The following is a 23,183-nucleotide window of genomic DNA, read 5'->3' on the forward strand; positions in this document are numbered from 1 at the left end:
GGGCCTCCCCGAAATCCGTGTTCTCTTGTTTTGTCGAGTTTATTACAGAGATTTAAATCTCGGTCAACAATGAAGAGATGTTGACATTGTGCAATCGCTGGTCCTACCTTGTCGAAAAGCAGCCAAGAGACTGTGGGGAACAGCCATGCGAAACGGAAGCGACGTCATTGTCGTCGGTGCCGGTATTGTCGGATCGAGCGCCGCCTATCATCTGGCCAAGGCCGGTGTGAAGGTCACGTTGGTCGAGCAGACCCACCCCGCCGGCGGCCCGTCGGGCAAATCGTCGGCGCTGCTGCACGCCTTCTACCTGATGCCGGAACTGTCGCAGTTGTCCATCCGCGGCCGAGAGATCCTGGTGTCGCTGCCGGAAATCGCGGGCGAAGGATCCTTTGTCACCGAAATCGGCATGATGTGGGTCTGTGGCAACGACAACAAGGTGAGCTGGACGGCGGCCGCTGAGCGCATCCGCGGCGAGGGCGCGCGCATCGAGACATTGTCACCGCAGGCCTTTGCCGACGCGGCCCCCGGCTTTGTTCTGGACAATGTCGCAATGGCCCTGTGGGAGCCGGAATATGGCTATGCCGATGCCTTCGGCGCCACCAACGCCATCGCCCGTGCTGCCCGCACCAGTGGTGCGAAGATCATGCAGAACACGCTGATCGAGAGCCTCCAGCGGCAGGGCGACCGCATCACCGGCGTCATCTTGACCGATGGAACGGTGTTGGAAGCCGATACGGTCGTCCTGGCCGCCGGGCCGTGGACGCGCCGCCTGCTGGCGACGGTGGGCCTGGATCTGCCATTGCATGTCGAGCGCCATCCGATGGCCGTGCTCGACGCTGCCGGCAAGGCAAGGCAGGTCATGCCGTTCGCCTGGTGCGACGACATTTCCTGCAACTATGCTCGGCCCGACAATGACGGCGTCATCCTGGCCGGCACCTGGGCCGGCGGCGGCACCGGCCTGCGCCACGAACATGCGGGCCGTCCGCGTTTGGTCGAAAATCCCGATGATTACATGGAAGGTGTCGCGGAAGCGGAATCGGTCGAGATCCTGGAGACCTTCGCCACTCGCGTGCCGGCCATGGCCGAACTTGGCATCCGGCCAGGCTATGCCGGGCTCTACGACATGAGCCCCGACGACCTGCCGGTCATCGGCGCCATGCCTGGTGTTGAAGGGCTGGTCGTTTCGGCGGGGTCGTCCGGCCACGGCTTTAAGACCGGGCCGGCCGTCGGTGAGGCCGTGGCCAGGCTGGTCACCGAGGGCGCGCAGCCGATCCTGGCGCCGTTTTCACCCGATCGCTTCAGGGCCGCGTGATGGCGCCGGTGACGATGAGCGAGAGCAAGCCACGTAGCTTCATGCCGGCCGCGTTTCGCAACGCCACCGCCGATGCCCTGTGCATGGTCGCGGTGCTGCTGCTGGTGGCGCTTGCCGCCTTCATCTTTGGCGGCGCCGCCATGCAACGTGTAGTCACCTATGCAGCGATCATGCTGACGGCGGTGCTTGGCCTGCAGATATTCTCCGGCAACAGCGGCATCGTCTCGTTCGGCCAGGCCGCCTTTGTCGGCCTCGGCGCCTACGCTACGGGCATCCTCACCATGCCGACCGCATTGCAGCGAACGGCGCTGCGCGACCTGCCGCAATTCCTCGCCGGCCATCAACTCTCCTTCCTCGCGGCGCTGGCCGTCGTCCTGGTCCTGGCGGTCGTCATCGGCCTGCTGACTGGCACGCCGCTGCTCAGGCTTTCCGGATCGAGCGCTTCGATCGCAACGCTTGCCATGCTGATCATCGTCTACACGCTGCTGGTGGCCGGGCGCGAGATCACGCGCGGCAGTCAGCCATTCTATGGCGTGCCGCGCGAGGTCGGGCTGTGGACGGCTGCCGCTGTCGCTTCGATGGCGCTGGTGGCGGCGAGGCTGTTTCGCGAAACCTCCTTCGGCCTTGCCACCCGCGCCGCCGCCAATGACGAGAGTGGTGCGGCCGCCGTCGGCGTCGACCAGCGCACGGCGCGTCTGGCCGCCTGGGTGGCGGGCGTCGTCGCCGCCATGGCCGCCGGCGCCATGATGGCGCAATTCCTTGGCGCGTTTTCGCCGCGCGATTTCTATTTCGACCTAGGCTTCACCATGCTCGCCATGCTGATCGTCGGCGGCATGACCTCGTCGCTCGGCGCTTTCGCCGGCGTCATCGTCACCATCGTTTTGGTCGAGGTGGTGCGCCGCTTCGAGGGCGGCGGCGAGGTGCTCGGCCTGCATCTGCCTGTCCTGTTCGGCTTGACCCAGGGCGTGCTCGCCATCGCCATGATCCTGGTCATCTGGCGGCGCCCGACCGGTCTGTTCGGCGAGCGTGAACTGAACCTGCTGCGCCGGCCCGGACGTCAGGCCGTGATGGCTTCAACGGCACCACCGCGGCATGTCGAGAGTGACCGGCTCACCGCCGACCATCTGTCGCGCCGTTATGCCGGCGTTGTCGCCGTCGACGACGTCAGCCTGAACTTCGAGACCGACAGCATCACCGGCATCATCGGCCCCAATGGCGCCGGCAAGACCACGCTGCTCAACATGCTGGCCGGTGATATCAAGCCAAGTGCCGGCACCGTGTCGGTGGGTGGCGTGGCCCGGCAGGCTTCGGCCTTCCGCTTCGCCCGCTCCGGCGTTGCCCGCACCTTCCAGAACATCCGCGTCTTCCCGCACATGACCGTGCTCGAAAATGTCGTCGTCGCCGCCCGCCAGGTGGAGCCGGATCTCGGCCATGCCGAGGCGGCGGCAATGGGTGAACTTGCGCGCATGGGGCTGGAGAGATTTGCCGATCAGCCGGCCGCCAGGCTTGCCTATGGCCAGCGCCGCCGGCTCGAAGTGGCGCGCGCCCTGGCGTTGAAGCCGCGCTTCCTGCTGCTCGACGAGCCGGCCGCCGGCATGAACGCCGTCGAGACCGCCGAACTGGTTTCGATTCTATCGACGGTTCGTGCTGAGCGCCGCATCGGCGTCGTGCTGATCGAACACGACATGCGGCTGGTGATGAATTTGTGCGAGCGCATCGTCGTCATCGATCATGGCCGCGTCATCGCCGACGGCACGCCGGGCGATGTCCAGAAGAACCCCGCCGTGATCGCAGCCTATCTCGGCAGCCGCACGGCGCGGGCCAAGACCGCAACGCCTGAAAACCAGACCGCATAGACCGCAACGACCAACGATAAAAATCCAGAAGGAGAACCGACATGCCAAGCCTCTATCGCCTTCATCGCGCCGCCCTGTGCGCTGCCGTGTTCGGCATTGCCGCCATTTCGACGGCATCCGCCGAAGAAATCATCATCGGTGTCGCGACCGCGCAGACCGGCGGCCTTGCTCCCTACGACCAGCCGGCACTTGCCGGCCTGCGCATGTCGCTCGACGAGCTCAACGCCAAGGGCGGGCTTGGCGGCAAATACACCGTCAAGCTTTTGATCAAGGACACGCGCTCTGACACCGCGCAGACCGCCACTGTTGCCCAGGAACTGATCGACGCCGGCGCCAAGATCATGATCACGCCGTGCGATGCCGATCCCTCGATTTCCGCCGGCCAGCTCACCCAGCCGCTCGGCATTCCGACCTTGACGCTGTGCGGCTCCGCCCCGGTGCTCACCGGCGCGGTCGGCGACGTCATGTTCGGCACCTATCCGGCCGACAATGTGCAGGCGACGGCGGTCGCCGACTTCGCCGTCTCGGAAGGCAAGAAGAAGGTGTTCCTGCTGACTTCGCCGGACTCCACCTACACCGCCAATCTGCCGGAATATTTCGGCAAGGTGTTCGAGAAGAAGGGCGGCGCCGTTGTCGGCCGCGGCACCTTCAGCATGGGCCAGCCCGACTTTTCCGCCGAGATCACCAACATCAAGGGGCTGGCCGACAGACCGGACCTGATCATGACGGCGGCCTACGAGCCGGATTTCCCGGCCTTCATCCAGCAATTGCGTGGCGCCGGCGTCACCATCCCGGTCTATGGCGCCGATGCCATCGGCACGCCGACCATCAAGGCGCTCGGCAAATTGGTCGACGGCGTCGTCTACACCGCGGCCGGCTATGCCGAGCCGGGCAGCAAGCTCGAGGCCTTCAACGCCGCCTTCACCAAATATGCCGGCCACGCACCGGAATCGACCTATGAGGTCAATGGCTACGAGATCGGCCTGATCCTCGACCAGGCGGTCAAGACGGCCGGCTCCGACGACCCGAAAGCGATCCGCGACGCCATCGCTGGCCTCAAGGATTTCGAAGGCATCACCGGCAAGATCACCTATGCCGGCACGGACCGCATGCCGCTGCGGCCAGTGGCGCTGATGCGCTACGAGGGCGGCGAGGGCAAGCATGTCCAGACCCTGATTCCCGACGCCGCCGACGTTCCGGCGCCGTGATATCATGCTGAGCGTCGAAGCCATGAAAATCCGGTACGGCGAAGTCGAGGCGGTGCGCCGCGTCGACCTCACCGTCGGCAGCGGCGAGATCATCGCGCTGGTCGGTGCCAACGGCGCCGGCAAGAGCTCGACGCTCGGTGCCGTCGCCGGGCTGGTGCCGGCGGCGTCTGGCAAGGTGATCTTCGACGGTGTCGACATCACCGGCCTGGCGCCGGAGGCGATCGCCCGCAAGGGCGTCGCGCTGGTGCCGGAAGGCCGCCGTATCTTCGCCAGCCTGACGGTGGCCGACAATCTGCGTCTCGGCGGCGCGGTGCACCAGCCGGCGGCCGAAGCCCGGCTGCGCGAGGAGGAGATGCTGGAGTTGTTCCCGATCCTGCGCCGCTATCATCGCATCAAGGGCGGCAATCTGTCGGGCGGCGAACAGCAGATGCTGGCCATCGCCCGCGCGCTCATGGGCAAGCCGCGCATGATCCTGCTCGACGAGCCCTCGCTCGGCCTCGCCCCCCAACTGATCGACACCGTCTTCGACCTGATCGCCGAACTGCGCCGCAAGGGCCTGACCATCCTGCTGGTCGAACAGAATGTGGCCCTGGCGCTCGAAATCGCCGACCGTGCCGTCGTGCTCGCCAATGGCGAGGTGGTGCTGTCAGGCACGGCAAAAGAACTCGCCTCCTCGGACCTCGTCCGCCAGGCCTATTTGGGAGCTTGAGAAGCATGATCGCGCAGCAGATCATCAATGCGGTGAGCCTGGGCGGCGTCTATGCCCTGCTGGCGCTCGGGCTGGCGATCGTCTTTTCCATCGTCGGCCTCATCAACTTCGCCCATGGCGAGCTGATGACGCTGTCGGGCTACGTGCTTCTGGCCTCGCTGGTGCTCGGCTTTCCCTTCCCGGTCGCCGTGCTTGTCGCCGTCTCCTGCGGCGCGCTCGCCGCTGTCGCCATGGAGCGTATCGCCTTCAGGCCGATGCGCGGCGCCAGCGTCACCAGCCTGCTGTTGACCAGCTTTGCCGTCTCCAGCCTGCTGAAGGTCGTATTCCAGAACGGCATTTCGGCGCGGCCGCAAGCTGTCGCCATGCCCGGTTGGATGACCGGCGCCTTCTCCTTTGGCGATTTCACCATCGGCGTCGGTCCCAGCATCTCCATCGTCGTCTCCGCACTGGCGCTGATTGCGCTGGAAGTCTTCCTTCGCCGCTCGGTGACCGGCACGGCGATGCGCGCCGCGGCGGAAGATTTCGACGTCGTGCGCCTGATGGGCATTCCGGCCAGCCGCATCATCGCCACCGCCTTCCTGCTCTCCGGCCTGCTTGCCGGGCTGGCGGCCATGCTGTGGGTGGCGCAGCGTGCCTCAGTCGATCCGCTGATGGGCTTCACGCCGGTGCTGAAGGCGTTCATCGCCGCCGTCGTCGGCGGGCTGGGCAGCCTGCCCGGTGCTGTCGCCGGCGGTTTTCTGCTCGGCATCATCGAGGTTTTGTTGCAGGCGACGCTTCCGGGAGCGATCGCGCCCTACCGCGATGCCATCGTGCTGTCGGGCGTCATCGCGGTACTGCTGGTTCGCCCGCAAGGCCTGATCCCGGCGGTTCGCGCTCAGCGAAGCTGACCTGATGTATACCAAGCCTGAATTTGCGCCGCTGTCGTCGGGCGAGGTGTTCGGCCTGATCGAGGCTGCGGCCTTCGCCACGGTGGTGACAGCGGGACCGCAGGGCCTTGTCGTCTCGCATCTTCCCTTCGTGCTCGATCGCGACCGTGGTGAAAACGGAACGCTGGTCTCGCATCTCGCCAGAGCCAATCCGCACAGCACCTTGATCAGCGAAGGCAGGGAAACGGTCGCCATCTTCCACGGCCCGCATGGCTACATCTCGCCGTCCTGGTATCCGCGCAATCCGGTGCGCGACAGCGCGCCGACCTGGAACTTTGCCGTCGTGCATTGCCATGGGCATCCGGTTCCGCTCGACGATCACGCCACCGCCCGGCATCTCTTGCAGCTTGTCGACGTGCTGGAAAAGGAGCGCGTCGACCGCTGGCGCATGCGCGAGCTGGGACCAGGCGGCATGGAACGGCGCATACCTGGTATCATAGGGTTTGACCTGCCGATCGGGCGGCTCGAAGCCAAGTTCAAGATGGGACAGGATGAGCGCCTCTACGACACGAGCGGAGCCATCAAGGCGTTGGAGCAAAATGATCCGGCGCTGGCAACGATGATGAAGGCGCACAACGCGCATCGCCAGGACTGACCGCCTGCATGCGGCAAGGATAAGAAAAAAATGATCCCCAATCTCAACATCGTGCCCTTCGTCAGCGTCGATCATATGATGAAGCTGGTGCTGAAGATCGGCGTCGAGCGCTTCCTCGTCGAACTCGCTGGCTACATCGAGGATGATTTCCGCCGCTGGGAACTGTTCGACAAGACGCCGCGCGTGGCCTCGCACAGCGCCGAGGGTGTCATCGAGCTGATGCCGACCAGCGACGGCGAGGTCTACGGCTTCAAATATGTCAACGGCCACCCCAAGAACATGCGCGAGGGCCGCCAGACGGTGACCGCTTTCGGCATGCTCGCCGATGTCCACAATGGCTATCCGGTATTGCTGTCTGAAATGACCATCCTGACCGCGCTGCGCACGGCGGCGATGTCGGCCTTGGCCGCCAAGTACCTGGCGCCGACCGGCTCGAACTGCATGGCGCTGATCGGCAACGGCGCCCAGGCCGAATTCCAGGCGGTGGCCTTCAAGGCGCTGCTCGGCGTCGACAGGCTGAGGCTTTACGACATCGACCGCAAGGCCACCGAAAAATGCATCCGCAATCTGGCCGGACTCGGCTTCGACATGGTCGCCTGCGGAACCGCGCAGGAGGCGGTGGAAGGGGCCGACATCATCACCACCGTCACCGCCGACAAGCAGTACGCCACCATCCTCACCGACAACATGGTCGGCTCCGGCGTCCACATCAACGCGGTCGGTGGCGACTGTCCCGGCAAGACCGAACTGCATCGCGACATCCTGCTGCGCTCCGATATCTTCGTCGAATATCCGCCGCAGACGCGCATCGAGGGCGAGATCCAGCAGCTTGCGCCGGATCACAAGGTGACCGAGCTGTGGCAGGTCATGTTAGGCGCCGTGCAAGGCCGGCGCGATCCCGGGCAGATCACACTGTTCGATTCGGTCGGCTTCGCCATCGAGGATTTTTCGGCACTGCGCTATGTCAGGGATCAGCTGAAGTCGACCGGCCTCTATCAGGAACTCGACATGCTGGCCGACCCCGACGAGCCGCGCGACCTGTTTGGCATGCTGCTCAGAGCGGCCCAGCACGGTTGAGGGATAGTCGGGTTATTCAGCCAGCCGAACCCCACATCGCATCCGGCACCACCACCAGTTTGCCGACGAAATCCTTGGCGATGAAATCCGCCTGCGCATGGTGGAAATCGGAGAGCTTGTAGACGCCGCCGACCAGTGGCCGGATTTTCTTCGCTTCGATATATCCAACGATGCGGCGGAAATCGGCGCGCGTGCCCTGGCTCGAGCCATGCAGCTGCAACTGCTTCAGATACATCGTCCTGAGATCAAGCTGCACGACCGGGCCGGCAATCGCGCCGGCGGTGGTGTAGCGGCCCTCGGGCCGCAGGATGCGCAAGAGGTCGTTGAAGATGGCGCCGCCAACGAGGTCGGCCACAACGTCGATCGGCTGGCCGCCGGTCGCCTCGTTCACGGCATGCGGCAGGTCGGCAATGCCACGGGTGATGACAGCCTCTGCGCCGATGTCGCGGACCGCCTGCTCCTTGCCCTTGCCGACGACGGCATAGGGGATGGCGCCCCGCGCCCGCGCCAGCTGCACGATGCCGGAGCCGACGCCGCCCGAGGCGCCGGTGACCAGCACGCGCTCGCCGGCCTTGAGCGCGGCGCGCTCCAGCATCTGTTCACCGGTCAGGTAGGCGCAGCAGAAGGTGGCGAGTTCGATATCGCTCATGTCGGTGTCGACGACATGAGCGTTCTCGGCCGGCACCGCCTGGTATTCGGCGTAACCGCCATCGCGGCCGTGGCCCATATAATCGATGTCGGCGAGCGAATCGTCGTCGCGATTGTAGATCGAGAAATCGACCATCACCCGTTCGCCGATACGGTCCGGCGATACGCCTTCGCCGACAGCGGCGACGATACCGACGGTGTCCGTGCCCTGAATGCGTGGGAAGCTCAGCGTGTTGCCCTGACGCCGCCACGTCGACACGGCGGCAGCATCCTCTTCCGTGCCATAGGCGCCCTGGCGCACCCAGACATCGGTGTTGTTCATCCCGCAGGCGCTGACTTTCACCAGCACTTCACCGGGCGCGGGCGCAGGCACTTTCACATCGCTGCGGTAGAGGAGCTTTTCCGGTCCGCCGTGCCCGGTGAGCAGCACGGCGGCCATGGTGGCGGGGACGGTTCTGGTCATGGCATTCATGTGTCGATCTCAGAGATTGGAAAACACGCTTTTCACCGCATCGGCCGTCTTCGAAACGACGATGTCGGCTTCCTCGCGGGTCAGGCAGAGCGGCGGCGCAAAGCCCAGAATGTCGCCCTGCGGCATGGCGCGGCCGATGACGCCGCTTGCGGCAAGCGCCGTCGCCACCTGCGGCCCGATCTTTTGCGAAGCGTCGAAGAACACCCGGTCGTCCTTGTCGGCAACGAACTCGACCGCCGCCAGCATGCCGTCGCCGCGGACGTCACCGACATTCCTGTGGCCGCCGACCGCCTTGGCCAGTTCGGCGCGGAAATTGGCGCCGGTCTCGCGGGCATTGCTCACCAGGTCCATCTCGTCGATCAGTTCAAGGTTGGCGACGCCAGCGGCAACGCAGATCGGATGCGCGGAATAGGTCCAGCCATGGCCGAGCGAGCCGAGCTTGTCGGAGCCCTCAACCAGCACCTGCCACATCTTGTCGGCGACGATGACGCCCGACAGCGGCGCATAGGCCGAGGTCAGGCCCTTGGCGATGGTGATCAGGTCCGGCTTGATGCCGTAATGGTCGGAGCCGAACATGGTGCCCAGACGGCCGAAACCGGTCACGACTTCGTCGGCGACCAGCAGCACATCATACTTCTTCAGCACCGCCTGGATCTTTTCCCAATAGCCGGCCGGCGGCGGCACGATGCCGCCAGTGCCCAGGATCGGCTCGCCGATGAAGGCAGCGACCGTCTCCGGTCCCTCGGCCAGGATCATCTCCTCGAGCTTGTCGGCGCAATGCTGCGAAAATTGCTCCTCGCTCATCGAGCGGTCGGCGCGGCGGAAATAATACGGCGCCTCGGTGTGCAGGATCGGCGCGCGCGGCAGGTCGAAGGCGTTGTGGAACAGGTCGAGCCCGGTCAGCGAACCGGTCATCACGCCCGAGCCGTGATAGCCGCGCCAGCGCGAAATGATCTTCTTCTTCTCCGGCCGGCCGAGCACGTTGTTGTAGTACCAGATCAGCTTGATGTTGGTTTCGTTGGCATCCGAACCGGAGAGGCCGAAATACACCCGCGACATGCCCTCCGGCGCACGGTCGATGATCATCTTGGCAAGCGTGATCGAGGCCTCGGTGCCGTGGCCGACATAGGCGTGGTAGTAGGCGAGGTTTTTCGCCTGGGCAGCGATGGCATCGGCGATCTTCTGCCGGCCGTAGCCGACATTGACGCAATAGAGGCCGGCGAAGGCATCGAGGCTCTTCCTGCCATTGTTGTCCCAGACGGTGACGCCTTCACCGCCGGCCATGATGCGCGTCGGGCTCTCGCCGCGCGCGTGCGTGCCCATATGGGTCGAGGGATGGAACAAGTGATCGCGATCCCAGGCGGCGAGTTCGTTGGACTGGTCGAGCATTCTTTTGACTCCTGACAAAAGGGTGATTCCGGTGCAGCTTAAGCTACATCGAGGCAGAGATATTTGAGATCGGTGAAAGCCTCGAGTCCGTGGCGCGAGCCTTCGCGGCCGATGCCGGATTGTTTGACGCCGCCGAACGGGATCGGCGCGCCGGTGATCTTGACGCGGTTGATGGCGACCATGCCGTAGTCGAGGGCGCGGCCCATGCGTTGCTGCCGGCCACCATTCTCGGTCACGACATAGGCGACGAGGCCATATTCGGTGGCGTTGGCGCGGGCGATCACTTCGGCCTCGCTGTCGAACGGCGTCACGGCGGCCACCGGACCAAACGTCTCCTCACGCATGATCTGCGCTTGGTCACTGACATCGGCCAGCAGCGTCGGCTGGTAGAACAGGGGGCCAGCCAGGTGCCGCTTGCCCCCGGTGAGGCAGCGCGCGCCATGAGCGATGGCATCGGCGACCTGTTCCTCGACCTTCTTGACGGCGCGCTCGTGCATCAGCGGGCCGATGTCGGTGCTATCAGCAAGGCCATTGCCGGTCCGCAACGTCTCGATGCGCTTGGCGAAGGCGGCACAGAACCGATCGTAGATCGGACGCTGGACATAGATACGGTTGGCAGCGAGGCAGTCCTGGCCCGACGTGGCGAATTTGGCGTCGATGGCGATATCAACCGCTTTGTCCAGATCGGCATCGGCAAAGACGATCAGCGGCGCGTGGCCGCCTAGCTCCATCATCAGCCTTTTCATGGTCGGCGCACTTTGCGCGGCGATCAGCCTGCCGATCTCGGTCGAGCCGGTGAAACTCATGGCACGGACGCGCGGATCTTCGCACATCCGCCCGACGATGGTCGAAGCCTTGCCGGTGACGATGTTGAAGGCGCCTGCGGGCAGGCCGGCGCGCTCACCGAGTTCGGCCAGCACCAGCGCCGACAGCGGTGTTTCCGAGGACGGATGCGCAACGATGGTGCAGCCGGCGGCAAGGGCTGCCGCAGCCTTGCGGGTCAGCATCGCCGACGGAAAGTTCCACGGCGTGACGATGCCGACGACACCGAGCGGCTCGCGCCGCACGATCATTTCGGCGTTCGGCAGATGGCTGGTGACGCTCTCGGCGTTCAGGCGTTTTGCTTCCTCGGCATACCACTCGATGAAAGAGGCGGCGTAGTCGATCTCGCCCAGCGATTCCTGCAGCGGCTTGCCCTGTTCCAGCGTCATCAGCAGAGCCAGATCATCCTTGGCGCCGATGATCAGCTCAAACCATTTGCGCAGGATTTTCGAGCGCTCCTGCGGCAACAGCGACCGCCATGCCGGAAAGGAGCGTGCGGCGGCATCGATCGCCTTTGTCGTCTGCCGTGCATCTAGCGCGGCGACGAAAGCAACAGTCGCGCCGGTGGCCGGATCGGTGACCTCGAAGCTTTCAGCGGCTTCGCTTGCCGTCCAGTGGCCATCGACATAGGCGAGTTCACGCAGCAACCGGCGGTCGGTCAGGCGGTCGAGCGCTTCGTGGCGATGCGAGCGGGCGAAATGCGCGGACATGGTCAAAGCCTCCCGGTTCGGACTGATGCGGGAAGACTATCCGCCCGATACAGATAGAGAGGCTGTTTGGATGCCTCGAAGGAGAGAGACTCTCTCTTTTGTCCCGCCCCGACAGATGATCTCTCCGGCCTTAAGCCGACGCCGGCAGCAGGTCGGCTATGGGCAGCGCGATCTCGTCCTTCACCGTCTTGGTGACGATGTAGGTGAAGTAGCGGTCGATGCCGATTTCGCGTTCGAGCAAGCCATCGACCAGCCGCTGATAGGCGTCGATGTCGCGCGCCATCACCTTCACCACATAGTCGACGCCGCCGCCGACAGACCAGCAGGCGACGATCTCGGGAACATCGCGGATGACGCGCTCGAAGCGGTCGAAATCGGCCTGGCGGTGGTTTGCCAGCGTCACCTCCATCAGCACGGTGGCGACCGGTGCCACGACGCGCATGGCGATCCTGGCGTGATAGCCCGAGACGATGCCGGCCTTCTCCAGCTTGCGCAGCCGCATCCAGCACGGCGTCGGCGACAGGCCGACCTGCTCGGCCAGCGCCAACTTGGTGATGCGTCCGTCGCGCTGGATGGCGTCGAGGATTTTCAGGTCGATCGGGTCGAGTTTCGCGGATGTCATCAGAGCTCACTTTTCGTCCGAGTACCATGACGGCGCATTATTTCGATTGTCAATTGCACTGATTTCGATCTCTAATAAGTCATGACATTGTGGCAACCCGATCCCGCGCTCATCCGGCGCCCGGCCTATCAATCGCTGGCCGACCAGTTCGCGCGCGCCATCCATGACGGGCGCCTCGCCAATGGCGCGCGGCTGCCGACCCATCGCAGGCTGGCCGACGACCTCAAGCTTTCGGTGCAGACGGTCAGCCGCGCCTATGAGGAACTGATCCGGCGCGGCCTGATTTCGGGCGAGATCGGCCGCGGCAGCTTCGTCCAGACGCAGCGCCGCGAGCCGGAGCCGCCCTATTTGCCGGAGCGCCTCGGCGAAGTCATCGACCTGTCGATCCTGAAACCGGTTTGTGAGCCGATGCATCTGGAGCGGCTGAAACAGGCACTGGGCTGGCTGGCCGAGAACCTGCCGTCGAGTTCAGCACTTTCGTTCCGGCCCAACATGGTGTTTCCGCGCCACCGGGCCGTCGCCGTCGAATGGCTGAAACTGTGCGGCCTTGATGCATCCCCGCAGAACGTCAGCCTGACCAACGGCGCCACCGCCGGCATGACCGTGGCGCTGATGAGCGTCGCGCCACCGGGCTCGACGGTCGCCACCGAGGCGATCGGCCACCATACGCTGGTGCCGTTGGCACGCTATCTCGGCTTCAACCTGGAAGGCCTGCCGATCGACGACAACGGCCTGATCCCGGAAGCGCTGGACGAAGCCTGCCGGCTTTCCGACATCCGCGCCGTCTTCGTGCAGCCCTCGGTGATAAACCCGACGGCGACTCTGATGGATGCGGCGCGGCGCGAGCAGATCGCGGCGGTTGCGCGCAAGCACGACATCGCCATCATCGAGAACGATGTGCTCGGTCCGCTGGTCGAAGACCGGCCGCCGCCGGTTGCCGCGTTCGCGCCGGAGCGCACGCTCTACGTCACCTCCTTCACCAAGATCACCGTGCCCGGGCTGCGCATCGGCTATCTCGTCGCACCCGACCGCTATGTCGCCGCCGTCGCCAACCGGCATCTGGTTTCGAACTGGATGGCGACGCCGCTGGTGGCCGAGATCGCCACCAAATGGGTGACCGACGGCACGGCGATGGAGCTTGTCAACTGGCAGCGCGCGGCTTTGCGGCGCCGGCAGGATATTGCAGCGCAAGTGCTGGCGGGGGTCGGCTATCGCGCCCGTCGAGACGGGCTGCATGTCTGGCTGCAACTGCCGGCCGACCGGGCCGAGGAAAGCTTTGTCGCCCAGGCTCGCCTGCAGGGTGTGGCGATTGCACCCGGCACGTCCTTCCGTATTTCGGCTGCGCCCTGGCATCCGGCGGTGCGTATCTCGCTGGGTTCGACCACCGAGGGGGAACTGCGCGCCGGCCTCGGCGTTGTCACCAAGCTGCTGCTTGGCGATCCGGAACACCTGCTGCTCGCTATCTAGGCTGGGTTGCTCGGAAATTGTGCGGAATCAGAAATAATTGTCATGATATTATTTTCTCAATTGACATGATTTGGCGCGTTCCGCATCGTTAAGAGCATAGACCTCTCCAGGACGGGGAACTGCAGTGCCCACGCCCATCATCAAGATCGACGCCATTTCAAAAAGCTTCGGCACTTTCAAAGTGCTGGACGGTCTGTCGATGCAGGTCATGCCTGGCGAAAAGCTGGCACTGATCGGCCCGTCGGGCTCGGGCAAGACGACAATCCTGCGCATCCTGATGACGCTTGAGCGCATCGATGGCGGTCATATCCAGATCGACGGCGAGCAACTCTACCACATGGAGCGCAACGGACAGTTGCTGTCCGCTGATGAGCGGCATCTGACAAGGATGCGCCAGAAGATCGGCATGGTCTTCCAGCTGTTCAATCTGTTCCCGCACAAATGCGTCATGGACAATGTCACATTGGCGCCGATGCTGACCAAGGGCACGCCGCGTGCCGCCGCCGAAAAGCGGGCGATGGAACTGCTCGAAATGGTCGGCATGGCCGACAAGGCCAAGAGCATGCCGGCGCAGTTGTCCGGTGGCCAGAAGCAGCGCGTGGCGATCGCCCGGGCGCTGGCGCTGTCGCCAAAGATCATGCTGTTCGACGAGGTGACGTCGGCGCTCGATCCGGAGCTGGTCGAGGAGGTGATGAACGTCATGCGCAAGCTTGCCGCCGAGACCGACATGACCATGCTGCTGGTCACCCACGAGATGGGTTTCGCCCACGATTTCGCCGACCGGGTGCTGTTCTTCGATCGTGGCAGGATCGTCGAGGAGGGCAAGCCCGACGAGATTTTCCGCAATCCCAAGCAGGAGCGCACGCAAGGCTTCCTGAAGAAGATCATCGCGGCCGGACATCGCGTCTGACCGCAATGCCCAAGGCGACGAAGTCGTCCCGAGGTGGCGAGAGCCGCCTCGTAACAAAGCAAGACAAGAAACAAGGAGTTGGGAACAATGAAAAAACTTGGCATTCTGGCTGGCGTCGCCAGCCTTGCGTTGGCGGCGGTGCTGGCCGCCTCGAACGTGGGTTCGGCCGATGACAGCAAGCTCGAACAGCTCAAGGCGCAAGGTTTCGCCCGCCTCGCCATCGCCAACGAGCCGCCCTATACGGCGGTCGCCGCCGACGGCAAGGTTTCGGGTGCCGCGCCTGATGTGGCCCGCGAGATATTCAAGCGGCTCGGCGTCGCCGACGTCGCCGCTTCGATCTCCGAATATGGCGCCATGATCCCCGGCCTGCAGGCCGGTCGCTTCGATGTCGTCACCGCGGGCCTGTTCATGAAGCCGGAACGCTGCGCCGCCGTCGTCTATTCCGAGCCGGTGCTTTGCGATGCCGAGGCGATGTTGGTGAAGAAGGGCAATCCGAAGGGCTTCAAGAGCTATGAGGATGTCGCCAAGGATACGACTGCGACCATCGGTGCGCCGGGCGGCGGCACCGAGGAGAAGCTCGCGCTCAATGCCGGCGTGCCACGCGATCGCGTCATCGTCGTGCCGGATGGCCAGAGCGGCGTGAAGATGCTCCAGGATGGCCGCATCGACGCTTATTCGCTGCCCGTCCTGTCGATCAATGATCTGGTCAAGAAGGCCAACGATCCGAACCTCGAAGTCATCGCTCCGGTGCAGGGCGCACCGGTCTATTGCGACGGCGCCGCCTTCAAGAAGGGCGACGAGGCACTGCGCGACGCCTTCGACGTAGAACTGGCCAAGATGAAGAAATCGGGCGAGTTCGCCAAGATCATCGAGCCTTACGGCTTCTCGGCCGCAGCCGCAATGTCGACCAGCCGCGACAAGCTCTGCGCGGCGAAGTAGGCGCCTTTTGCCTTCTCCCCGTTTACGGGGAGAAGGTGTCACGAAGTGACGGATGAGGGGCGGCGCCAAGTTCTGAGAGTCTAGTGCCGCCCCTCATCTGCCTGCCCGTCCTCCGCAGCAGCTGCGCTGCAGCTACGGAGGGAGGACCGGCATCTTCTCCCCGTAAACGGGGAGAAGGAGCTAAACCCAACGTTGGAACGTAAATGACCCAGTGGTCCGGCTATTTCGGCCTGATATTGCAGGGAGCGCTTGTCACCATCGAGCTGACGCTGATGGGGTCGGTGCTTGCGCTGTTCATGGCCTTCCTCGCCGGAATGGGGCGGCTGTCGCGTTTCTTCGTGCTGCGCGCGCTGGCCACCGCCTATATCGAATTTTTCCGCGGCACCTCGATCTTCGTGCAACTGTTCTGGGCCTATTTCGTGCTGCCCTTCATCGGCATTTCGCTGACCCCGTTGCAGGCCGGCGTGCTGGCGCTCGGCCTCAATGTCGGCGCCTATGCCGCCGAAGTGGTGCGCGGCGCCATCCAGTCGATCGGCCGCGAACAGTATGAGGCCTGCACCGCACTCAATCTCGGCCGCTGGCAAGGCATGCGTCACATCATCCTGCCGCAGGCGCTGCTGGTGATGCTGCCCACTTTCGGCAACAACGCCATCGAATTGCTCAAGGCGACCGCCGTGGTGTCGCTGATCTCGCTCACCGACCTGACCTTCCAGGCGCAGGTGGTTCGCGCCCAGACCGGCAACACCCTGGTGCCGTTCACCACCATCCTGGTCATCTATTTCATCCTCGCCCTGCTCATCTCGTGGGGCGTGCGCTCGCTGGAACGACGCATGGCGCGCGGCCTCGATGGGGTGCGTGCCTGATGGCCAATTCCCTTCTGATAAATTGGGCTTGCTGATGGAGTGGGATTGGAACTTCGTCTGGGAAATCATGCCGACGCTGATCCAGGGGGTGAAGATCACCATCCTGGCGACGCTGCTCGGCTCGGTGCTGGCGGCGATCGTCGGGCTGGGTATCGCGCTGGCGCGCCGCTCGCCCAACAAGGCGCTGTCGCGCACGGTCGGATTTCTCGCCGAATTCATCCGCGGCACGCCGCTGCTGGTGCAGCTCTATTTCATTTTCTACGTGCTGCCCGACATCGGCATCCTGCTGCCGCCGTTGGTCGCCGGTGTCATCGGGCTCGGGCTGCATTACGGCACCTACACGGCGGAAGTTTATCGCGCCGGCATCGACAATGTGCCGCGCGGCCAGTGGGAAGCGGCCAAGGCGTGCAATCTGAGCGCCACGCAGACCTGGACCAACATCATCATTCCGCAGGCCATCCCGCCGATGATTCCGGCGCTCGCCAATTACTTCATCGCCATGTTCAAGGAAACGCCGCTGCTGTCGGCAATCACCGTGCTGGAATTGATGAACCAAGCCAAAAGCGTCGCCAACACCTACTATCGCTATATCGAGCCGATCACCCTGGTCGGTGCTTTCTTCCTGGTCATCAGTCTGTTTTCGGTCGTGCTGCTGCGCTGGCTGGAACGCCGCTACGGCAAGATCGAGAGGTAGCCGATGAAACCCTTGCCCGAGATCAAGGTCTATCCGAAACGGCCGGCGCTGGATGCGCGCCCGCTGGAGCGGCGCATTGGCCTGATCATCCTGGCCACCGACCACACCAGCGAACCGGATTTTCGCCGCATGGTGGCGAGCGAACGGATCGGCGTCTATGTCGCGCGCATTCCCTATGCCAACCCGACGACGCCGGACAATCTGCGCAAGATGCAGCCGGCGCTGACGGCAGGCGCGGCGCTCATCCTGCCGGACGAGAAGCTCGATGCCATCTGCTATTCCTGCACTTCGGCCTCGGTGGTGATCGGCGATGCCGAGATCGAGGCGGCGATCCAGGTCGCAAAGCCCGGCGTGCCGGTAGTCACACCGCCGATGGCGGGCGTGCGCGGCCTGCGTGCGCTGGGCGCAAACAAGCTCAGCATCCTCACCCCCTACACGGTCGAGACATCCAGGCCGATGGCCGCCTATTTCGCGGCGCGCGGCTTCGAGATCGTTAGCTTCACCTGCCTCGGTTTCGAGGACGACCGCGAGATGGCGCGCATCGCACCGGCAACGCTTGTCGATCTGGCGCGGGAAGCGACCGACGCCAGCGCCGACGCGTTGTTCGTGTCCTGCACGGCGCTGCGTAGCGCCCTCGCGGTCACCGGCATGGAAAATTCTATTGGACGCCCCGTAGTGACCAGCAACCAGGCGACCGCCTGGAACTGCCTGAGATTATGCGGGGATGAGGCGCCGCATCCTGAGTTCGGGCGGCTGATGACGTTGCCGTTGGTTCAGTAAGATTATGTCCAGTGTGAGCGAGCACCCCCCTCTGGCCTGCCGGCCATCTCCCCCTCAAGGGGGGAGATTGGCAGTTCATGCGTCACCGCTCTTCCTGCACCATCGACAATTGGCGAAAGTGTTGCAGCCGCTAATCTCCCCCCTTGAGGGGGAGATGGCCGGCAGGCCAGAGGGGGGCGTTTCGTGATGCCCGCCGTCATCCTCACCGACATCCGTACCGCCCGTGAGCGTATCGCCAACAAGATCGAGCGCACGCCAACAGTTTTGTCCCATAGCCTTTCGGAATGCTGCGGCGTGTCGGTTCACCTCAAGCTCGAACACCGGCAGACCACCGGCAGCTTCAAGCTGCGCGGCGCCTCGAACGCCGTCGCCTCGCTCAGCGCCGAACAGAAGGCGCGGGGCGTGGTCGCGGCCTCGACCGGCAATCACGGCCGCGCGCTGGCGCATGCGGCGAAGCTTGAAGGCATGCGCGCGGTGATCTGCATGTCGAAGCTGGTGCCGGGCAACAAGCTCGACGAGATCCGCCGGCTTGGCGCGGAGGTCCGCATTATCGGCGACAGCCAGGACGATGCCCAGCAGGAGGCCGATCGGCTGGTGGCGCAAGAGGGGCTGGTCATGCTGCCGCCCTTCGACCATCCCGACATTATCGCCGGGCAAGGCACGCTCGGGCTGGAGATGATCGAACAGGTCCCGGATGCCGCCCTCGTTCTGGTCCAGCTCTCCGGCGGCGGGCTCGCCTCAGGCGTTGCCGCGGCGATCAAAGGCGTCAGCCCCCGGACAAAAGTCATCGGTGTCTCGATGGCGCGTGGCGCGGCGATGAAGGCCAGCCTCGATGCGGGCCAGCCGGTGCTGGTGGAAGAATTGCCGACGCTTGCGGATTCGCTCGGCGGCGGCATCGGCCTCGACAACCGGCTGACCTTCGCCATGTGCCGCGACCTGCTCGACGATGTCATCCTGCTCAGTGAAGACGAGATCGCCGCCGGTATCCGCCACGCCTATGCGCAGGAGCGCGAGATCGTCGAGGGCGCCGGCGCGGTCGGTATCGCCGCGCTGCTCTCCGGCAAGGTCAGGTCGGACGGGCCAGTGGCTGTTCTGCTGTCCGGCCGCAATATCGATATGAACGCGCACCGCAGGATCGTCTGCGGCGAGGCGCCATCGCCCGGGGAGCGCGCCGCATGAGCCGGATGACCATCCTAACCGAGCAAGAATTGCGCGCGATCGTGACGCTAGATCTCGACGCCGTTGCCTGCGTCGAGAACGCCTTCCGCGCGCTTGCCACCCTGCCGGTGGCGATGCCGCCGATCCTGCGGCTCGACATTCCCGAGCATCGCGGCGAGGTCGACGTGAAGACCGCCTATGTGCCCGATATCGACGGTTTTGCCATCAAGATCAGCCCCGGCTTCTTCGACAATCCGAAGCTCGGCCTGCCCAGTGTCAACGGCATGATGGTGCTGCTGTCGGCCAAGACCGGCCTGGTCGAGGCGCTGCTGCTCGACAATGGCTATCTCACCGATGTCCGCACGGCTGCCGCCGGCGCCGTCGCGGCCAAACATCTGTCGCGGCAGGACTCGTCCATTGCCGCGATCTTCGGCGCCGGCGTCCAGGCCGGATTGCAATTGGAAGCCCTCATGCTGGTGCGGCCGATTGCCGAGGCGCGCATCTGGGCGCGCGATGCGGCAAAGGCCGAGGCGACCGCCGGAGCCCTGCGCGAAAAGCTCGGCATCGCCGTGCGCGCCGAGCCCGACGCGGCAAACGCGGTTGCCGACGCCGATATCATCGTCACCACCACGCCGTCGACCGAGCCGCTGATCAAGGCGGGCTTCGTCTCCGCCGGACAGCACATCACCGCGATGGGCTCTGACGCCGAGCACAAGAATGAGATCGCACCGGCAATCCTGCGCATGGCCGATCTCTATGTCGCCGACAGCGCCAGCCAGACAAAGCGGCTGGGTGAACTGCATCATGCCATCGCGGCGGGTGTGATGGCTGGAGATGCGGAGGTGACCGAACTCGGCCAGATCATCGCCGGCGCAAAACACGGCCGGCGTTCGGCTGGCGACATCACCATCGCCGACCTGACCGGCACCGGCGTGCAGGATACGGCGATAGCCACACTCGCCCGCGACCGGGCGCGGGCAGCCAATTCCGGGACCATTTTCGAAAGCTGATGCTGGCCGCGAGGCCCAACAAAACGAGGACCAAGAACAATGCAACCGAACCTGAAATTTTCGCGCGGCGAATATGCGGATCGTCTCGCCAAAACGCGCAAAGCCATGGAGGTGAAGGGCGTCGATCTTCTTGTTATCAGCGATCCTTCCAACATGGCCTGGCTGACCGGCTATGACGGCTGGTCGTTCTATGTGCACCAGGCCGTCATCGTGCCGCCATCGGGCGAACCGGTCTGGTACGGGCGCGGCCAGGACGCCAACGGCGCCAAGCGCACCGCCTATCTCGCGCATGACAACATCGTCGGCTATGCCGACCACTATGTGCAGTCGACCGAGCGCCACCCGATGGATTTTTTGGCCAGCGTGCTTGCGGATCGCGGCTGGGGCAAGCTGACAGTCGGCGTCGAAATGGACAATTACTGGTTCTCGGCGGCCGCCTTCGCGTCGCTGCAGAAGCATTTGCCCAATGCCCGCTTTGTCGATGCCACCGCGCTGGTCAACTGGCAGCGTGCGGTGAAGAGCCCGACCGAGATCGACTATATGCGCAAGGCGGCCCGCATCGTCGAAGCGATGCACCAGCGCATCTTCGACAAGATCGAGGTCGGCATGCGCAAATGCGATCTCGTTGCCGAAATCTATGATGCCGGCACGCGCGGCGTTGACGGTATCGGCGGTGATTATCCGGCGATCGTGCCGCTGCTGCCGTCGGGTGCCGATGCCTCGGCGCCGCATCTGACCTGGGACGACCAGCCGATGAGGCGGGGCGAGGGCACCTTCTTCGAAATCGCCGGTTGCTACAACAGGTACCATTGCCCACTGTCGCGCACCGTTTTCCTCGGCAAGCCGACCCAGGAATTCCTCGACGCCGAGAAGGCGACGCTCGAGGGCATGGAAGCGGGCCTTGCTGCGGCGAAACCCGGCAACGCCTGCGAGGACATCGCCAACGCCTTCTTCGGTGTCCTCAAGCGATACGGCATCATCAAGGACAACCGCACCGGCTATTCGATCGGGCTGTCCTATCCGCCGGACTGGGGCGAGCGCACGATGAGCCTGCGTCCCGGCGACCGCACCGAACTCAAGCCCGGCATGACCTTCCATTTCATGACCGGCCTGTGGCTGGAAACGATGGGACTGGAGATCACCGAGTCCATCCTGATAACCGAAACCGGTGTAGAGTGCCTGGCCAATGTGCCGCGTAAGCTGGTGGTGAAGGATTGAGCCCGATGTCCAGCACCCGCCCGTCGCCGATCGCGCCGACCGTCGATTTCAACCGCGACGGTATCCAGCACGGTTTCCTGCGCTTGCCCTACAGCCGCGACGATTCCGCGTGGGGCTCGGTGATGATCCCGATCTGCGTCATCCGCAACGGCAACGGGCCGGCAGCGCTGCTGACCGGGGGCAACCATGGCGATGAGTATGAGGGACCGCTGGCCCTTTACGATCTCGCCCGCACGCTCGACCCGAAAGATGTCAGCGGCACGGTGATCATCGTGCCGGCAATGAACTATCCGGCCTTCCGTGCCGGCACGCGCACCTCGCCGATCGACAAGGGCAACATGAACCGCAGCTTTCCCGGCCGGCCGGACGGAACGGTGACCGAAAAGATCGCCGACTATTTCCAGCGTGAGCTGCTCCCCCGCGCCGACATCGTGTTCGACTTCCATTCGGGCGGCAAGACGCTGGACTTCGTGCCGTTCTGCGCCGCGCATACTTTGCCCGACAAGGCGCTGGAACAGAAAGCCTTCGACGCGGTCGCGGCCTTCGCCGCCCCGTTCTCGATGCGCATGATCGAAATCGACGCCGTCGGCATGTATGACACGGCAGCCGAGGAGATGGGCAAGGTCTTCGTCAGCACCGAGCTTGGCGGCGGCGGCACGTCGCGCGCGCAAACCGTGCGGATCGCGCGGCGCGGCATTCTCAACGTGCTGCGCCACGCCGGCATTGTCGCCGGTGCGGTGGAGAAGACCTCAACCCAGTGGTTGGATATGCCATCGGGCGATTGTTTCTCCTTCGCCGAAGATGACGGCATGATCGAAACCATGGTCGATCTCGGTGAACCCGTCGAAAAGGGCGCGGTGCTGGCGCGCATCCATTCCACCGGCCGCACCGGCATCGCCCCGCAGGAGATCCAGGCAAAAATGTCGGGCATGCTGGCGGCGCGGCATTTCCCCGGGCTGGTCAAGGCCGGCGACTGCGCGGCGGTGGTGGCTGTGCACGTCTGAGCGATTCCGCCGAGGCTTGCTCCACCCCGTTCGCGTCCATCGTCACTTGCTCTTGGTCCGTTGCGGAGCCTTCGGCGCGGCGGAAAGAAGCAGCATGGCGAGCGGAGTCGACATTGCAGGAGGATGTCACTATATAGCGGCGGCTTCGACCTGCGCGCCCGAGGGCCGCACCTCGAAGCAACTGTGAATGTGTAGTGTGTTGCGCCATCTATTGTGACGGAAATCGGCTCGGAAACCGGAAAAGCAAATAGAAACAGTGGCGCAGCGCTGGGCGTGACCCAGCCAACGGTACCGACCCCTCCAGAATCAGAAAATGCTCTTGACCCCTCGATTTCCTATGGCTCTGTGGACCTTGGACGGCATTGGCTTGCCGGCCGACCGCGACTCGGCTGGAATGGGGACATGCATCCTTTGCGGGATGTCGACGTTTATGATTACCAACCGGCTTTGCCGCCAGGGAACAGCAGTATGAGTGAACACGCCATCGAATTCTTGCGGGGATGGATCGGCGAAAAGGTCCATTGCCAGTCCTCCCAGGCAAGGATCGACAAGCAGGCCGAAACCCTGGCCAAGGAGTGCGCTGCCGAGGCGGCCGAGGTCGGCATCCCGCTGGAGGACATCCAGGAAGAAGTCGGCGATATCCAGGAACTTATCGCATCCCGGCTTGAGGAAGCGGCCGAGGCCGAGGAAAGCCAGCAGGCTCCGAGAAAAGCCGCGGAATGATCACTAGAGAAGTTCACCGTTTCACGGAAACAGTGAACTTCTCTAACTCTTTGTTTTTACGCAATCCCGGA

22 protein-coding genes are annotated in these 23,183 nt (G+C 64.3%); 18 read left to right on the forward strand and 4 right to left on the reverse strand.

The window, feature by feature from the left end:
* Positions 1 to 145 precede the first annotated feature (145 nt).
* The 7 genes from NKH52_RS20370 to ocd are packed head-to-tail and all read left to right on the forward strand — an operon-like array spanning position 146 to position 7,683.
* Positions 146 to 1,312, forward strand: a complete 1,167-nt coding sequence (locus NKH52_RS20370) for an NAD(P)/FAD-dependent oxidoreductase (protein WP_352734226.1) — start codon at positions 146 to 148, stop codon at positions 1,310 to 1,312.
* A gap of 14 nt (positions 1,313 to 1,326) precedes the next feature.
* A complete protein-coding gene (locus tag NKH52_RS20375) occupies positions 1,327 to 3,168 on the forward strand; it encodes a branched-chain amino acid ABC transporter ATP-binding protein/permease (protein ID WP_352734228.1) in 1,842 nt (613 codons plus the stop codon).
* A 41-nt stretch (positions 3,169 to 3,209) separates the two neighbouring features.
* Positions 3,210 to 4,376 carry an ABC transporter substrate-binding protein gene (locus tag NKH52_RS20380; RefSeq protein ID WP_352734230.1) on the forward strand — a complete coding sequence of 389 codons (1,167 nt, stop codon included), beginning with the start codon at positions 3,210 to 3,212 and terminating at the stop codon, positions 4,374 to 4,376.
* Positions 4,377 to 4,380: 4 nt separating this feature from the next.
* A complete protein-coding gene (locus NKH52_RS20385) occupies positions 4,381 to 5,085 on the forward strand; it encodes an ABC transporter ATP-binding protein (RefSeq protein WP_352734232.1) in 705 nt (234 codons plus the stop codon).
* 5 nt (positions 5,086 to 5,090) lie between these two features.
* Complete coding sequence (locus NKH52_RS20390) at positions 5,091 to 5,972, forward strand: branched-chain amino acid ABC transporter permease (RefSeq protein ID WP_352734234.1); 882 nt, start codon at positions 5,091 to 5,093, stop codon at positions 5,970 to 5,972.
* Positions 5,973 to 5,976: 4 nt separating this feature from the next.
* Positions 5,977 to 6,606, forward strand: coding sequence for an FMN-binding negative transcriptional regulator (locus NKH52_RS20395; protein ID WP_352734236.1), 630 nt, complete (start codon positions 5,977 to 5,979; stop codon positions 6,604 to 6,606).
* 30 nt (positions 6,607 to 6,636) lie between these two features.
* Positions 6,637 to 7,683 (forward strand): ornithine cyclodeaminase, encoded by a 1,047-nt coding sequence (gene ocd, locus NKH52_RS20400; RefSeq protein WP_352734238.1) that lies wholly within the window; start codon positions 6,637 to 6,639, stop codon positions 7,681 to 7,683.
* A 16-nt stretch (positions 7,684 to 7,699) separates the two neighbouring features.
* Here the strand turns inward: ocd and NKH52_RS20405 are convergent, their stop codons facing one another.
* From NKH52_RS20405 to NKH52_RS20420, 4 genes are all read right to left on the reverse strand, one after another.
* On the reverse strand, positions 7,700 to 8,803 hold the full coding sequence (locus NKH52_RS20405) for an alcohol dehydrogenase family protein (protein ID WP_352734240.1): 1,104 nt from the start codon (positions 8,801 to 8,803) through the stop codon (positions 7,700 to 7,702).
* Between the two features lie 9 nt (positions 8,804 to 8,812).
* Entirely contained in the window at positions 8,813 to 10,192 is a 1,380-nt protein-coding gene (locus tag NKH52_RS20410; RefSeq protein ID WP_352967698.1) for an aspartate aminotransferase family protein, read from the reverse strand.
* A 38-nt stretch (positions 10,193 to 10,230) separates the two neighbouring features.
* Positions 10,231 to 11,724, reverse strand: coding sequence for an NAD-dependent succinate-semialdehyde dehydrogenase (locus NKH52_RS20415; protein ID WP_352736347.1), 1,494 nt, complete (start codon positions 11,722 to 11,724; stop codon positions 10,231 to 10,233).
* 130 nt (positions 11,725 to 11,854) lie between these two features.
* Positions 11,855 to 12,346, reverse strand: a complete 492-nt coding sequence (locus NKH52_RS20420; RefSeq protein ID WP_023809051.1) for an Lrp/AsnC family transcriptional regulator — start codon at positions 12,344 to 12,346, stop codon at positions 11,855 to 11,857.
* Between the two features lie 81 nt (positions 12,347 to 12,427).
* Between NKH52_RS20420 and ehuR the strand changes: the two genes are divergently transcribed.
* The 11 genes from ehuR to NKH52_RS20475 all read left to right on the forward strand — a co-directional run bounded on the left by ehuR (position 12,428) and on the right by NKH52_RS20475 (position 23,112).
* Positions 12,428 to 13,813, forward strand: coding sequence for a MocR-like ectoine utilization transcription factor EhuR (gene ehuR / locus NKH52_RS20425; protein WP_352736348.1), 1,386 nt, complete (start codon positions 12,428 to 12,430; stop codon positions 13,811 to 13,813).
* A gap of 124 nt (positions 13,814 to 13,937) precedes the next feature.
* On the forward strand, positions 13,938 to 14,723 hold the full coding sequence (gene ehuA, locus NKH52_RS20430) for an ectoine/hydroxyectoine ABC transporter ATP-binding protein EhuA (protein WP_127292802.1): 786 nt from the start codon (positions 13,938 to 13,940) through the stop codon (positions 14,721 to 14,723).
* Positions 14,724 to 14,810: 87 nt separating this feature from the next.
* Entirely contained in the window at positions 14,811 to 15,662 is an 852-nt protein-coding gene (gene ehuB / locus NKH52_RS20435) for an ectoine/hydroxyectoine ABC transporter substrate-binding protein EhuB (protein WP_023809048.1), read from the forward strand.
* Positions 15,663 to 15,865: 203 nt separating this feature from the next.
* Complete coding sequence (gene ehuC, locus NKH52_RS20440) at positions 15,866 to 16,525, forward strand: ectoine/hydroxyectoine ABC transporter permease subunit EhuC (RefSeq protein WP_352736349.1); 660 nt, start codon at positions 15,866 to 15,868, stop codon at positions 16,523 to 16,525.
* Between the two features lie 34 nt (positions 16,526 to 16,559).
* Positions 16,560 to 17,219, forward strand: coding sequence for an ectoine/hydroxyectoine ABC transporter permease subunit EhuD (gene ehuD / locus NKH52_RS20445; protein ID WP_352440712.1), 660 nt, complete (start codon positions 16,560 to 16,562; stop codon positions 17,217 to 17,219).
* A gap of 3 nt (positions 17,220 to 17,222) precedes the next feature.
* A complete protein-coding gene (gene eutA / locus NKH52_RS20450) occupies positions 17,223 to 17,999 on the forward strand; it encodes an ectoine utilization protein EutA (protein WP_352736350.1) in 777 nt (258 codons plus the stop codon).
* Positions 18,000 to 18,185: 186 nt separating this feature from the next.
* Entirely contained in the window at positions 18,186 to 19,178 is a 993-nt protein-coding gene (gene eutB, locus NKH52_RS20455; protein WP_352736351.1) for a hydroxyectoine utilization dehydratase EutB, read from the forward strand.
* Entirely contained in the window at positions 19,175 to 20,167 is a 993-nt protein-coding gene (gene eutC, locus NKH52_RS20460; protein ID WP_352736352.1) for an ectoine utilization protein EutC, read from the forward strand. Before eutB ends, eutC begins: the two co-directional genes overlap by 4 nt.
* A 39-nt stretch (positions 20,168 to 20,206) precedes the next feature.
* Positions 20,207 to 21,385 (forward strand): ectoine hydrolase DoeA, encoded by a 1,179-nt coding sequence (doeA, locus tag NKH52_RS20465; RefSeq protein ID WP_352736353.1) that lies wholly within the window; start codon positions 20,207 to 20,209, stop codon positions 21,383 to 21,385.
* Between the two features lie 5 nt (positions 21,386 to 21,390).
* Positions 21,391 to 22,389, forward strand: coding sequence for a N(2)-acetyl-L-2,4-diaminobutanoate deacetylase DoeB (gene doeB / locus NKH52_RS20470; protein ID WP_352736354.1), 999 nt, complete (start codon positions 21,391 to 21,393; stop codon positions 22,387 to 22,389).
* A gap of 213 nt (positions 22,390 to 22,602) precedes the next feature.
* Positions 22,603 to 23,112 (forward strand): hypothetical protein, encoded by a 510-nt coding sequence (locus NKH52_RS20475; protein ID WP_352736355.1) that lies wholly within the window; start codon positions 22,603 to 22,605, stop codon positions 23,110 to 23,112.
* Positions 23,113 to 23,183: the final 71 nt, after the last annotated feature.

It is taken from the genome of Mesorhizobium sp. M1066, assembly GCF_040318635.1.
In the GTDB taxonomy this organism is placed as follows: Bacteria; Pseudomonadota; Alphaproteobacteria; order Rhizobiales; family Rhizobiaceae; genus Mesorhizobium.